15 protein-coding genes and 1 pseudogene are annotated in these 12,872 nt (G+C 64.2%); 9 read left to right on the forward strand and 7 right to left on the reverse strand.

Annotated elements, in window-relative coordinates; translation table 11 throughout:
• Positions 1-8 precede the first annotated feature (8 nt).
• A complete protein-coding gene (locus NKJ72_RS25205; RefSeq protein WP_352479871.1) occupies positions 9-926 on the reverse strand; it encodes a haloalkane dehalogenase in 918 nt (305 codons plus the stop codon).
• A gap of 4 nt (positions 927-930) precedes the next feature.
• On the reverse strand, positions 931-1,521 hold the full coding sequence (locus tag NKJ72_RS25210; protein ID WP_352479872.1) for a TetR/AcrR family transcriptional regulator: 591 nt from the start codon (positions 1,519-1,521) through the stop codon (positions 931-933).
• A 117-nt stretch (positions 1,522-1,638) separates the two neighbouring features.
• On the opposite strand from NKJ72_RS25210, the gene NKJ72_RS25215 reads away from it, so the two are divergent.
• Positions 1,639-2,715, forward strand: a complete 1,077-nt coding sequence (locus NKJ72_RS25215) for an NAD(P)/FAD-dependent oxidoreductase (protein ID WP_352479873.1) — start codon at positions 1,639-1,641, stop codon at positions 2,713-2,715.
• Here NKJ72_RS25215 and NKJ72_RS25220 read toward each other — a convergent pair.
• Together NKJ72_RS25220 and NKJ72_RS25225 are read right to left on the reverse strand one after the other, a co-directional pair.
• Positions 2,709-4,082, reverse strand: a complete 1,374-nt coding sequence (locus NKJ72_RS25220) for an amidase (protein WP_352479887.1) — start codon at positions 4,080-4,082, stop codon at positions 2,709-2,711. The two genes, NKJ72_RS25215 and NKJ72_RS25220, sit on opposite strands and share 7 nt — an antisense overlap.
• A gap of 171 nt (positions 4,083-4,253) precedes the next feature.
• Complete coding sequence (locus tag NKJ72_RS25225) at positions 4,254-4,469, reverse strand: DUF6356 family protein (RefSeq protein WP_023717932.1); 216 nt, start codon at positions 4,467-4,469, stop codon at positions 4,254-4,256.
• A gap of 115 nt (positions 4,470-4,584) precedes the next feature.
• Between NKJ72_RS25225 and NKJ72_RS25230 the strand changes: the two genes are divergently transcribed.
• The 3 genes from NKJ72_RS25230 (at position 4,585) to NKJ72_RS25240 (ending at position 6,281) form a co-directional block, all read left to right on the forward strand.
• Positions 4,585-5,055 carry an Lrp/AsnC family transcriptional regulator gene (locus tag NKJ72_RS25230; RefSeq protein ID WP_352479874.1) on the forward strand — a complete coding sequence of 157 codons (471 nt, stop codon included), beginning with the start codon at positions 4,585-4,587 and terminating at the stop codon, positions 5,053-5,055.
• An 84-nt stretch (positions 5,056-5,139) separates the two neighbouring features.
• Positions 5,140-5,625 (forward strand): dUTP diphosphatase, encoded by a 486-nt coding sequence (gene dut, locus NKJ72_RS25235; protein WP_254816143.1) that lies wholly within the window; start codon positions 5,140-5,142, stop codon positions 5,623-5,625.
• Positions 5,625-6,281, forward strand: coding sequence for an HAD family hydrolase (locus tag NKJ72_RS25240; RefSeq protein ID WP_352479875.1), 657 nt, complete (start codon positions 5,625-5,627; stop codon positions 6,279-6,281). Before dut ends, NKJ72_RS25240 begins: the two co-directional genes overlap by 1 nt.
• Before the next feature lie 33 nt (positions 6,282-6,314).
• On the opposite strand, the gene NKJ72_RS25245 is transcribed toward NKJ72_RS25240, so the two are convergent.
• Positions 6,315-6,899 carry a TetR/AcrR family transcriptional regulator gene (locus NKJ72_RS25245; RefSeq protein ID WP_352479876.1) on the reverse strand — a complete coding sequence of 195 codons (585 nt, stop codon included), beginning with the start codon at positions 6,897-6,899 and terminating at the stop codon, positions 6,315-6,317.
• 81 nt (positions 6,900-6,980) lie between these two features.
• Here NKJ72_RS25245 and NKJ72_RS25250 point away from each other — a divergent pair, with 81 nt between their 5' ends.
• From NKJ72_RS25250 to NKJ72_RS25265, 4 genes are all read left to right on the forward strand, one after another.
• Positions 6,981-7,391: an SRPBCC family protein gene (locus NKJ72_RS25250; protein ID WP_352479877.1), complete on the forward strand. Its 411-nt coding sequence runs from the start codon at positions 6,981-6,983 to the stop codon at positions 7,389-7,391.
• 75 nt (positions 7,392-7,466) lie between these two features.
• Positions 7,467-8,324 (forward strand): hypothetical protein, encoded by an 858-nt coding sequence (locus NKJ72_RS25255; protein ID WP_352479878.1) that lies wholly within the window; start codon positions 7,467-7,469, stop codon positions 8,322-8,324.
• Positions 8,325-8,401: 77 nt separating this feature from the next.
• Positions 8,402-9,205 carry an isocitrate lyase/PEP mutase family protein gene (locus tag NKJ72_RS25260; protein WP_352479879.1) on the forward strand — a complete coding sequence of 268 codons (804 nt, stop codon included), beginning with the start codon at positions 8,402-8,404 and terminating at the stop codon, positions 9,203-9,205.
• A 14-nt stretch (positions 9,206-9,219) separates the two neighbouring features.
• Positions 9,220-10,218, forward strand: coding sequence for a proline racemase family protein (locus tag NKJ72_RS25265; protein WP_352479880.1), 999 nt, complete (start codon positions 9,220-9,222; stop codon positions 10,216-10,218).
• Here NKJ72_RS25265 and NKJ72_RS25270 read toward each other — a convergent pair.
• On the reverse strand, positions 10,215-10,910 hold the full coding sequence (locus NKJ72_RS25270) for a sulfate transporter family protein (RefSeq protein WP_352479881.1): 696 nt from the start codon (positions 10,908-10,910) through the stop codon (positions 10,215-10,217). The two genes, NKJ72_RS25265 and NKJ72_RS25270, sit on opposite strands and share 4 nt — an antisense overlap.
• An 85-nt stretch (positions 10,911-10,995) precedes the next feature.
• A pseudogene (locus NKJ72_RS25275) lies at positions 10,996-11,403 on the reverse strand (DMT family transporter); the annotation flags it as partial.
• A 208-nt stretch (positions 11,404-11,611) separates the two neighbouring features.
• Here NKJ72_RS25275 and NKJ72_RS25280 point away from each other — a divergent pair.
• Positions 11,612-12,604 carry an adenosine kinase gene (locus tag NKJ72_RS25280; protein ID WP_352479882.1) on the forward strand — a complete coding sequence of 331 codons (993 nt, stop codon included), beginning with the start codon at positions 11,612-11,614 and terminating at the stop codon, positions 12,602-12,604.
• Positions 12,605-12,872: the final 268 nt, after the last annotated feature.

Raw genomic sequence — 12,872 nt, forward strand, 5'->3', positions numbered from 1 at the left:
CGATAACGTCACGCCGGTTCGGCGGCATGGCTCTCGAAGGCTATCTCGGGAATCCACTCGGCAATGGCGGTACCGATCCTTTCGGCATGGTCCTCCTGCAGATAATGCGCGCCGGGTCCGAGATCGATCAACCGGCAGTTCTTTAGGCCGGCTGCGAATTCCCGTGCCGCCTGCGGCGAGACGAGGGCGCCCGGATCGCCTGAGAAAAGCAGCTTCGGGTAGGAGGAAGCCCGGAGCGCCCGATGGTCGTTCTCACTGATGGCGGCGACGTCGGCAGGCTGGCCTTCGATCGGCAGGTCCCGCGGCAGCCGCAGAATCGGCTTGCGCGATCGTGGCGTCGGGAACGGCGCCCGGTAGGCGGCCATTTCTTCATCGCTCATGGTGCGCAGCACAGCGGCCGGCAGCACTTTTTCGACGAAGACGTTGTCTTCCAGGACAAGCTTTTCACCGATGCCAGGCGTGCGCATTGCCTTGAACAATTCGCGCGCCTGCGGACGCTGGTGGAAATCGTCCCAGCTCTCGAAGGGGCGGATGAATTCCATGAAGGCGAGGCCGAGGATCCGCTGCGGCCGCCGGGCGGCGAGATGGAAGGCAAGGGCGGTACCCCAGTCCTGCGCGACGACCACCATGTCGGTGATGCCAAGCGCCTCGATGAAAGCGTCGAGATAGCGGACGTGGTCGAAGAAGCGATAGTCGATGTCCGGCTTGCCGGATTGGCCATAGCCGATCAGGTCGGGCGCTATGCAGCGGCCGAACGGCGCTACATGCGGGATGATGTCGCGCCAGATGTAGGACGACGTCGGGTTGCCGTGCAGGAAGAGTACTGTCGGGCCAGCCTTGCCTGCCTCGACATAGGAAATGGTGGAATCGAGTACCGCGACTTGCGAGCGCGGCAACATTCTGCGCTTTTCGAGTTTCGGGTTCATCGGATCAGCTCCTTTTTGCGAAGACTGTTTTGAAGACGATGTTCTTGAAACGCTCGAGCGGTTCGGGATTGCGCTCCACCTTCATGCGCAGCATCGCGCCTTGCCAGGAACTCAAAAGGAAATCGGCGAGATCCTCGGCATCGAACGCGTCGGTGATATCGCCGGCCGCCTGGCCCTCGGCGATGCATTCGGCAAAGGGCTTGCGCCAGCGTTCGAAAATGGCGACGAGTTGCAGCCTCAGCGCCTCACTGTGAGCTGCCGTCTCGAGGCTGAGATTACCGATCATGCAGCCCCGTGCCCAATCATGCGCCTCCAGTTTCGAGGTGATGATTTCGAGATAGCGGCGCAAGCGCCCGACCGGGGGCGTGCCGTCCCGGGCAAGGGCCTGCTCCACCAAACCGCTCACATAGGCGAAATAGCGGTCCAGCACCTCGCCGGTGAACGCCTCCTTGGAGGCAAAATGATTGGTGAAGGACCCCGGGCGGGCATCGGCCGCGGCGACGATATCGCGTACGCCGGCGGCCGAATAGCCGGAACTCCAGATGGTCTTGAAACCGGCGTCGAGAAGTTTTTCGCGAAGTGAATGTCTAGCCATGCCGGTATAATACGTACGTACGTATTAAAGTCAAGAAGCATATTTTATACCGCGCGCTCTTGGCAGAACCCACGGGCAATGGCATCGCAGCGGTGGCGTTGGAACGAGGAGTGAAGCATGGCAGCGGCGAAACAAGTCATCGTCATCGGCGCCGGCATCATCGGCGCCTCCATCGCCTGGCACCTGACCAGGGCCGGAGCAAAGGTGACGGTCATTGCCGGCAGCGGTGCCGGCGGCGTCGCGACGCCGAATTCCTTTGCCTGGATCAATGCCAGTTGGGGTAATCCGCAGCCTTACTTCCGGCTACGGACTCGATCGATGGCCGAATGGACGCGATTGGCGAACGAGGTGCCGGGCATCCCGTTGCAATGGTGCGGTGGCCTGTGCTGGGACCTGCCCGCGGCCGAACTGGAAGCCTATGCCGCCGAACATCCCCTATGGGGCTACGGCATCGAGCGTGTCGACCGTGCCGGAGCGGCCCGCATCGAGCCAAACCTGACCGAGCTTCCCGACTTCGCCCTTTATGTCGCCAAGGAAGGTGTCGCCGAACCGGTCGCTGCTACGCAAGCGTTGCTGACCGACGCCGAACGGCGCGACGCGCGGCTGCTGACGGGAGTTACCGCGACCGCGCTTGTGCAGGCCAACGGCAGGATTGCCGGCGTCGATACATCCGGCGGGCGGATTGCTGCCGACGAGGTGGTGATCGCGGCCGGAGCCGGCTCTCCTGCACTAGCGGCAACAGCCGGAATAGAACTGCCGATCGAGACGCCACCCGGCCTGATCGTGCATTCGCGCCCCTACGAAAAGCTGCTCAACGGGCTGGTGATCGGCGACCGCCTGCATATGCGCCAGACGGCGGAACGCCGCGTCATCGCCGGCTCGGATTTCGGCGGCGCCGATCCCGGCATGGATGCCGCGGCCACCGCCCGCGACCTGTTTGCAGCGATGAAGGCGATGCTGCGCGGCGCGGATGGGCTGGAACTCGATTTCCACACCATTGGCTACCGGCCGACGCCGGTCGATGGCTTTCCCATCATAGGCCGCGCCGAAGGCACGGGCGGCGTCTACGTCACCGTTATGCATTCCGGCATCACGCTGGCGCCGGCCGTCGGCCTGTTCGCCGCCCGCGAAATCCTCGACGGCGAGCGCGATCCGTTGCTTGATCCCTACGGGCTGGCGCGGTTTACTCAATAACCGGGCGGGCGGCGAAAGCCGCCGGCCAGCGGCTCGATTGCGCTGGCGATCCCGAGCAGGCGCGACTCCGACCAGCGTTTGCCAACAAGCTGTAGTCCGACGGGCAGGCCGTCGCGATCCTGTCCGCAGGGCAGCGACAGTGCCGGATGGCCGCTGTAGTTGAACACTGCGCCGTAGGCCGGCAGTATCCAGTAGCTTTGCTTCTCGCCGTCGACCTCGATCGGCGTTCCCGGCTCGCAATGCGGGAAGGCGGTGACCATGGCGACCGGGCACAGCAAGGCGTCGCAACCGTCGAAGAACCGTTCCCATGCCAGGATGGAGCGGTCGCGGCGGGCGAGCGCCTCGAACCAGCGCGAGACCGGCGTCGGCTTCTCCGGCGGTTCGGGCTGCGCCGCCTCCAGCATCATGCCGATCAGGACGCCGCCCTGCTTCAGGTCGTCGTGCAGGTCGAGCTCCGGCAATTCGGCTTCCTCGACGATGGCGCCCGCAGCCCGAAGCTCTGTTGCCAGACTTTCGACCGCCGCGCTGATCTCGCCGGCCACTGGAAAGCCCGGAAAGGACGGCGCGACGGCAATGCGCAAATTTTTGAGGTCAAGCTCCGGCATGGTTTGGACCGGTACCGGCGCAAGGTCGGTATCGCTTCCATCCGGCCCGGCAATGAGGCCGTAGATGAGCGCCAGGTCCTCGACGCTGCGCGCCAGCGGTCCGAGGCAGGACATCAGCCGCACGCTGCGCGGCGCCCCGCCTGGATCGGGAAAGGCGCCGGCGAGCGAGACGCGGTGCTCGGTCGGCTTGAGGCCGTAGACGCCACAAAAGGCGGCCGGCAGCCGGATCGAATCCTGCATGTCGGTGCCGACCTCGAACGGCGTCATTCCGGTGCTGAGCGCCGCCGCCGCACCGCCGCTGGAGCCGCCGGCGGTGCGCTGGAGATCCCAGGGATTGCCGGTGCGGCCGAATAGCGGATTGCTCGACTGCCAGTCACCGAGCATTGTCGCCACGTTCGTCTTGCCCACCAGTATGCCGCCTGCCGCCTTTAGCCGGGCAACGACCGAACTGTCTGCCCTCGGGGCATAGTCGGCGAAGGCCGGGAAGCCGACGGTGGTCCTCATGCCAGCGGTTTCGTGCGTGTCCTTCAGTGTGAACGGCAGGCCATGCAGCGGCCCAAGTGCCTCGCCGCGCGCCTGCGCTTCGTCGGCTTTCTTCGCTCGAGCGCGAGCCTCCTCCCTGTCGAGCGTGACGACGGCATTGGCCGCCTCATTGTGCCTGTCGATCTGCGCCAGATGCTCGTCCAGCACTTCTATTGCGGAAACCGTACGGTCGCGGATGGCCGCGGCCAATTTGGTGGTCGAGGAAAAGACGATATCCATCATGACCGCTCCGGGCTTATCGCGTCGCGCTCCTCAAAATGGTGGATTGCGGCGCGGCTTCAAGCCTGGCTCGGCATTTCGACGACGGCGGCGCTTGATCGGGATTGCGCTGCCGGGATGTGTTGAGGGGGCGCTGTACCGCGGCCTCGCCGCGATCGGCACCTCTACGGCTTACCGCCCCCGGTTATGCGTCCGTTCGTAGAGCTCACGGATGATGCCGCTTGCCGTGGTCTCGAACAGAAACGGCAAGAAAGCATGAATGAGCGCGGCAAAGGCCGCCATGAACAATCGTGACGAGAACCATGCGGCGAAAGCCATATGGCCGAAATAGCTCTCGCCGACCGCGGCCGGGTGAGAGGTGAAAAGTCTTGCGAGCCGTGCTGTCATGTCGATCCCTCCTGCCGGCATGAAGAGCCAGCGATCAATATCCTGCCACGGCTATCAGGTTCGTAGGTCTCAAATTGTCCTTGTCTAAAGCCACATTTTGGGACAAACATCCCACATGAGGGCGGAAATCGACGAAATAGACCGGAGATTGCTGGCCGAGCTGCAACGCGACGGCACGCTGTCCGTCGACCAGCTCTCGGCAAGAATATCGCTGTCGCGCAATGCCTGCTGGCGCCGGGTCAAGCGGCTGGAGGAAGACGGCATCATTACCGGTCGGGTGGCGCTGGTCGACGCCGACAAGCTCGGACTCGGCCTCTCGGTGTTCATCCTGATCCGCACCTCGAACCACGATCCCGACTGGCTGCAAAGATTCCGGGCGGCGGTGACCGGCTTTGCCGAGATCACCGGCGCCTACCGCATGTCCGGCGATCTCGACTATGTGCTGCGCGCCCGCGTCGCCGACGTGAAGGCCTATGACCGGCTCTACCAGCGGCTGATCGCCAAGGTGGCGCTGTCGGACGTTTCGGCCTCTTTCGTCATGGAGGAGATCAAGGAGACCACGGTCGTTCCGGTGGAACTGCGCTGAGGCGGAACTGCGCTGAAAGAAAGCCGTTGATAGCATTGCCGCCGAGTTGACTGAACCGGCGTTCGCGACGATAGGATCAGCCTTATGCGCGCAGCACCTTATCCTACCTCCGTCATCGGTCCGGCTGTCGGTTTCGTCAGGCTGCCGCATGGCGAGGGCTTGCCGCTTCCCGCCTATGAGAGCTCGGGCGCCGCCGGCATGGACCTGCGCGCCGCCGTCCCCGACGACAGGCCGCTTTTGATCCTGCCGGGAAAGCGCGCGCTGGTGCCGACCGGGCTGGTCCTGGAAATTCCGGAGGGCGTCGAAGGGCAGGTCCGGCCGCGTTCGGGCCTCGCCTTCAAGCACGGGCTCACCTGCCTCAACACGCCGGGCACCATCGACAGCGACTATCGCGGCGAGGTCAAGGTGCTGCTGATCAATCTCGGCGACGAGGATTTCGCGGTGACGCGCGGCATGCGGATCGCCCAGATCGTCTTCGCCCCGGTAACGCAGGCGACCGTCGAGGAGCGCACATTGGCCGGCGGCACGGCGCGCGGCTCGGGCGGCTTCGGATCGACCGGCACTGCTTGATGAAAATACCCAAACTCGTCATCTTCGATTGCGACGGGGTTCTGGTCGATACCGAGAACCTGGCCAATCGGCGCCTCGCCGAATGGTTGACCGCGGCAGGCTTTCCGGCCAGCTTCGAATATTGCCGCAAGAATTTCTCCGGCCGCAGCATGGTCTCGGTGCAGAAGGAAGTCGAGGCGACCGGCGTCAGCCTTGGCGCCGATTTTGTCGAGCGCTGGAACGCCGGCCTGCCGGACCTGTTCGCGCATGGCGTCGAGGCCATCCCCTACGTTCGCGAGTTCATCGAAACCGTGCACGCCGCAGGCATCGCCACCTGCGTCGCCTCGTCGGCACGGGTGTCGAAAATGCACATCACACTCGGCCAGACCGGGCTGCTGCCGCTGTTCGAGCATGCGCTGTTCAGCTCGACCATGGTCTCGCGCGGCAAGCCGTTCCCCGACCTCTTCCTGCATGCGGCAGCGACGATGGGCTTCGCGCCCGCCGACTGCATCGTCATTGAGGACAGCGTCGCCGGGACGACAGCCGGCATCGCCGCCGGCATGCGCGTCTATTCCTACCACGGCGACCCGCTTTCCGACCGCGATGGACTGATCGAAGCTGGCGGTATCCTGTTCGACGACATGCGTGAACTGGCCGGGCTGGTGCCGATCCACTGACCGCCTTTGCGCAGGCTGGATGCGCATCCCGTCTCAGACCGGGCGTGGGGCTCCAAGTACTCGGTCGACCGTGTCGCGTATGAGACTGCGCAGCTTGGCCGGCCTGTCGAGATGACTGACGACAAGGAGCCCGTCGGCCGCCACCGTTAGCGCGTCCGCTGTGCGGTCCGGATCGGGATTTGCGTCCGCGATCAGCAGATCCCTGAGGATACCCCACTTCCAGTGACGATGCTGATCGATCGCCTGGCGAACCGGGCTGCTGGGATCTGGATATTCAGCGGCGGCATTCTGAAACGGGCAGCCGCGGTAGCCCGGCTGATCTGCCGCATCGGCGATGAGATCGAATATCGCAAGGATCGTCTGGCGAGGTGGCCGCCGGCCAAGCTTCGCGATTGCCGCCCGTCCTCCCTTGCTGAGCTCCTCGATGTAGGCGCGGACGAGATCGTCCTTGGCCGCGAAATGATGATAGAACGTCGCCTTGGCAACGCCGGCCTCGGCGATGATGCGGTCGATGCCGACTGCGCGCACCCCCTCCAGAGAAAACAGCGCGGTCGCCGTATCGAGGATGCGACGACGCGCAAGACTTTCGGGACGATCGTTGATTCGGGCTGCGGACATGCCTTGACTATATAGCAGACGGGTCTGTATACATCCATATGTAGACAGACAGGTCTACCTACTAATGAAGGAAAGGCGAACATGGCTTCGATAGTCAGGGAAATCATCGTAGATGCTTCACAGGAAAGCGTATGGGCGACGGTCGGCGACTTCGCCGGCGGCGCCCAACGGATAGCCCCAGGCGTTTTCGTCGACTGCAGGGTGGATGAGGACGACGTACGGGCCCTTACTTTCGCCGACGGCAAGATTGTGCGAGAGCGGCTCATCGCCCGCGACGAGCAGAGCCGACGCATCGTGTGGGGATGGCTCGGCGATGAGGTCACCCACGATAACACCTCCATGCAGGTCTTTGCCGAGGGCGAGGGCCGGAGCCGCCTGGTCTGGATCCATGACACTCTGCCGGACGAACTCGGCGCGTGGCTCGCAGCCGCCATGGATCAGCTGGTGCCTGTTTTCCAGCAGACCCTGGCGACCGAAGCCAAACCAACATAGCGAGGCAACGCCAGGTGTTTCCTCTTGGCCGCAAAATGCTCTAGCTTGCGCGCGCCCGACATAACGAGCGCGCGCATGGCCTTCTCCCTGTTTCGTTTCATCCTTGCCTGCCTGCTGCTGCCTTGTCTTTGGACGACGGCCAGCGCCGAGGCCGTCAGTTTCGCGGAGCTCGGCAGCGCTGTCCCCGGCCACGGCGATGTCACCTATCTCGACCTCGCCAGGATGGTCATTCCCGATCTGGCCGCGGACAAGGACGGCTTTTTCCGGGGTTCGACGCCGATCGAGATGCGCCACATCGCTGGTCCGGACTACGGCGGCTCCCCGCCGGCGACGTCGGGTCTTTCCAACGCCGGCGTGCTCGGCATCAAGGCCGGCGGCAAGGAGCGGCTGACCATGCTGTTCGACCTTGGCGACTCGCCTGACAGCGCCGAGGGCTATGCCGTGCTGGCACTCTACGACATCACCGGCAAGCCGGCGCTGCTCGACGCGGTCAATGTCGCCGTCGACCGCATCACCTATCTTCGCGATCCGGGCAAGCTGGCGATCGGGCCTGGTGACGACGCTATCATCAGCATGAGCATGCATTTCAATTCGAGCCAGGGCTATGGCATCACGCCGCTGATCATGGTTCGCAACGACAGGTTCGAGCTGATCGACATGATCTATACGTTCGACGACAACCTCTGCACTCATAGGAGGACACAGAATGCGGCGTTCCAGGTGATCGCCGACGGCCAGCCTTATGCAGCCATCAAGGTCACAGTGACCGACGCGACGCTACCGGGAGAAGAAAGCTGCGACGGCCAGCAGCCGCCAAAGGCGTCTTCGCGCGACATTTCCGTCACCTATCATTGGGACGAAAATGCTTCGCGCTACGTCAAGGATTCCGATGCGCTGGACCGATTGGCAGATGACAACGCCAAACGCTTCTGAGCCAACCGCATTTGTTTGCCCGGCGCCTTCCGCCGGGCTAGAATTTGCCTCACATTCTGCACTGGAGGGGAGCATCCATGGACAAGGGTAAGATTTTTCGCGACCTGCATGCCTCGATCTTCGTCATGGCCAATTCCTGGGACGTCGGGACGACCAAGCTCTTGGCTTCGTTCGGCTTCAAGGCGCTGGCCACGACCAGCGCCGGCTTTGCCTTTTCGCGCGGCCTGCCCGACGGTGCGGTGACGTTCGAGGCGATGATCCATCATTGCCGTGAAGTGTCGGCGGCGACCGGGCTGCCGGTTTCGGCCGATCTCGAAAAGGGCAAGGGCGACAGCGCAACAAGTGCCGGCGAGACCATCTTCGCCGCCGAGGCGGCTGGCCTCGCCGGCTGCTCGATCGAGGACCATACTGGCGAGCCCGACAAGCCGATCTATGATTTTGCGCATGCCGTCGAGCGCGTCGCGGCGGCGGCAGAATCGGCACGGGCACTGAAACGCGATTTCGTCTTCACCGCGCGGGCCGAGAATTTCCTGTGGGGCAAGCCCGATCTTGACGATACGATCAAGCGGCTGCAGGCCTTCGAGAAGGCCGGCGCCGACGTGCTCTATGCACCGGGGCTGGGCGACATCGAGATGGTTCGAACCGTCTGCTCGGCGCTGACCAAGCCGGTCAACGTCATGGCCAGGCCCGGCTTCACCATCGCCGACCTGGCCACGGCGGGGGTAAAGCGGGTCTCGCTCGGTCCATGGCTCACCAATTTCGCCTTCGGCATGCTGGAGACCGCGGCGCGCGAGATCCAGCAGGATGGCACCTTCGGCTTCACCCGCGCCGCCATGCCGTTCGGCAAGCTGCAGGCGCTGTTTGCCAAATCTTCAGCCTAGGTCGGGCCCAGCGAATGACCCTCACCGTCGTCGACATGCACACCGGCGGCGAGCCGCTGCGGATCGTCACCGGCGGCTACCCCGACATTCCCAAGGGCACGATCCTCGAAAAGCGTGCCTATGTGCGCGACCATCTCGATCATCTCAGAAAGATCCTGATGTTCGAGCCGCGCGGCCATTATGACATGTATGGCGCGCTGCTGGTGGAGCCCGACCTGCCGGGCGCCGACCTCGCGGTGCTGTTCATGCACAATGAGGGCTATTCGACGATGTGCGGCCACGCCATCGTCGCGCTCGGCCGATACGCCGTCGACGAGCGGCTGGTGGCGCCACGCGAGCCGCTGACGACCGTCAACATCGAGGCGCCATGCGGGCTGATCTCGGCTGCGGTCGAGGTGAGGGATGGCAAGGCCGGTGCGGTGTCCTTCGAAAGCGTGCCGGCGTTTCTGTTCGCCCGCGACCGGCGGATCGAGCTGCCGGGCTATGGTCCGGTCGGCTTTGACATCGCCTATGGCGGCGCCTTCTATGCGCTCGCCGACTGCCGCCAGTTCGGGCTGGAATTCGGCAGGAACCGGGTGCGCGATTTCGTCGATGCAGCGACCGCGCTGACCGATAAGCTCAAGGCCGAATTGCCGCTGTCGCATCCCGACCATGCAGATCTCGCCTTTCTCTACGGCACCATCCTGACCGACGGACAGGATGCGTTCTCCGATACGCCGACCAAAAACATCTGCGTTTTCGCCGAAGCCGAGGTCGACCGTTCGCCGACCGGCTCGGGCGTCACCGCGCGGCTGGCGGCAATGCACGCCAAAGGCCAGATCGAGATTGGCCGGACGCGGCTGTTCGAGAGCATCGCCGGCTCGCGCTTTTCCGGCGCGGTCGCACGCACGGCCACAGCCGGGCCGCATGATGCCATCATCGCCCGCGTCGGCGGCCGCGCCTATTACTCAGGACGGGCCGAATTCATCGTCGAGGACGATGATGAACTGGGCAGGGGTTTCCTGCTGCGCTAGCTCGCTTCCCGCGCCGAGATCGCCTTGTGCAGATGCACCATCATGGCGGCGGCGAACAGCGGCGTCAAAAGATTGAGCAGCGGCACGGCCAGGAAAGCGGCGACGACCAGCCCGGCCAGGAATACGGTGACCGCGTGCTTTCTGCGCAGCGCCCTGGCCTCGGCCTCCGGGCGAAAGCGCATGGTGGCGAACTCGAAGAACTCGCGCCCGAGCAGATAACCGTTAACGATGAAAAAAGCGGCGATGTTGATGCCCGGCACCAGCAGAAGCAGCAGAGCGATGATGTTGCCGAGGATGACGACGCCGAAGAACCTGATCGCCAGCACCAGCGAGCGCAGCGCCGGCACGGCGCGGCCGGGCGGATCGTTGGGATAGTCGGTGCGCTCGACCACTTCGGCGACGTCGTCAAGGAACAGGCCGGCGATGATCGCCGTCACCGGCGCGATAAAAAGCGCCAGCCCCAGCGCAAGGCCGACGCCGGCGACAACGGCGCCCAGCCATCCGGCCCAGGAGGGAAGGGCGGGCAGCCATGCATCGATCCACGGCCAGGCCAGCCATTCGAACAGGCTCTTTATTCCGAACCACAGCGCCGCCAGTGCCAGCAAGGTCAGCCCCAGTGTCTTCACGAACACGGAACGGAATTCGGGCGAGAATAGCCGGCTCAAGGCGGCGCGGGCGGCATCGAGGATCACGGCGTTTCCAATTCCCTGTCAAACATGCCCGTGGCTGATATCTCCGAATAGGCGGAGACCGCCCAAGTCGCAAGCGCGGCTTCCTTCCGGCGATTCCCGCCGCGACACCGAACAGCTTGCGCATGGTCGCCGGTTCATGGCGGGTGATCAGGGCGGTCAGCAAGAAGGTGAAGATCGGCGAGGTCGCATTCAGGATCGTGGCCAGCCCGGCATCCAGCGAGCGCTCGGCCCAAGCGATCAGCGTGAACGGCACGACGCTGTTCAGGCATGCCTGGAATGCAAACCGGCGCCAGCTTGCGGCATCACCCGGCAAGGCCAGCCCGCGCCAGCGGATCAAGGCGAACAGGATGCCACCCGCGATCAGGGTTCGCGCGGCGATCAGCGTTACCGGCGGGATCGTCGCGACGCCGATCTTGATGAAGCTGTAGGATGCGCCCCACAGCACCGCCAATACGACGAGCAGCACCAGCTCGATCCTGGTGTCGGTTTTCATGGACATGGCCGGCTGGAACCTCTGGGCATCGCTCATCTCAGCGATGCTTGTAAGCCAGGCCCGCGGGAAATGCTTCGGCCGCCATCCAACGATGGTCGCTATGCTGACATTCGTCGGATCGCCGCTAGGCAAAGCCGCATCAAACCGCTAGACCCGCCCGCGCCCGGCGTGGCAGAAAGCCGGTGGCTTTTGGCGGAGACATGAATTGATGCCGGAATATGACGTGCTTTGTATCGGAAATGCCATCGTCGACATCATCGCCCAGTGCGACGAGGCGTTCCTGGAGACCAACGGCATCATCAAGGGCGCCATGAATTTGATCGACACGAAGCGCGCCGAACTGCTCTACAGCCGCATGGGCCCGGCCATTGAAGCCTCGGGCGGCAGCGCCGGCAACACGGCGGCGGGCGTTGCCTCCTTCGGCGGTCGCGCCGCCTTCTTCGGCAAGGTCTCCAACGACGCGCTCGGCGAAATCTACGCGCATGACATCCATGCCCAGGGCGTCGCCTTCGACACAAAGCCGCTCAACGGCGAACCGCCGACGGCGCGCTCGATGATCTTCGTCACGCCGGACGGCGAGCGCTCGATGAACACCTATCTCGGCGCTTGCGTCGAACTCGGCCCGGAGGACGTCGAGGCCGACAAGGCGTCGGGCGCCGCGGTCACCTATTTCGAGGGCTATCTGTGGGATCCGCCGCGCGCCAAGGAAGCGATCCGGCAGACGGCGAAACTCGCCCATGCCGCCGGGCGCGAAGTGTCGATGACCCTGTCGGACTCGTTCTGCGTCGACCGCTACCGCGACGAGTTCCTCGATCTGATGCGCTCCGGCACCGTCGACATCGTCTTTGCCAACAGCCACGAGATCAAGTCGCTCTACCAGACCGCGTCCTTCGACGAGGCGCTGGCGCAGATCCGCAAGGATTGCAAGATCGCCGCCGTCACCCGCTCGGAAAAGGGCTCGGTGATCGTGCGCGGCGACGAGACCGTCACCATCGAGGCGACCAGGATCCGCGAGCTGGTCGACACCACCGGCGCCGGCGACCTCTACGCCGCCGGCTTCCTCTACGGCTACACGCAAGGCCGCGGCCTGAAGCAGTGCGGCGACCTCGGCTCGCTGGCGGCCGGGCTGGTCATCCAGCAGATCGGCCCAAGGCCAAGGCAGAATTTGCGCCACGAGGCCGAACAGGCGGGGTTGCTATAGCTAGCAGCACCTCTTCCCCTTCTCCCCTTGTGGGCCTGTTGCGTAATTCGCTGATTGTGATTCTCTGAGACGAAGCTCGGAGGGAATCGCGATGGCAGTGAAGCAGATGGGCCAGTTGAGCTTGGCGGAGGCTTTTCTGGGCGGCAAATTGGCTGGCGGTTCTTCACCGCTTGATCGATTGTCGGGTCTGGTGAAGTGGTATCGCTTCGAGAAGCTGCTCAACCCGCTGCGCGATGGCGGACCCGGACGGGCAGCTTGGCCACCGCTG

The organism is Mesorhizobium sp. M0045 (assembly GCF_040323385.1).
Lineage (GTDB): Bacteria > Pseudomonadota > Alphaproteobacteria > Rhizobiales > Rhizobiaceae > Mesorhizobium.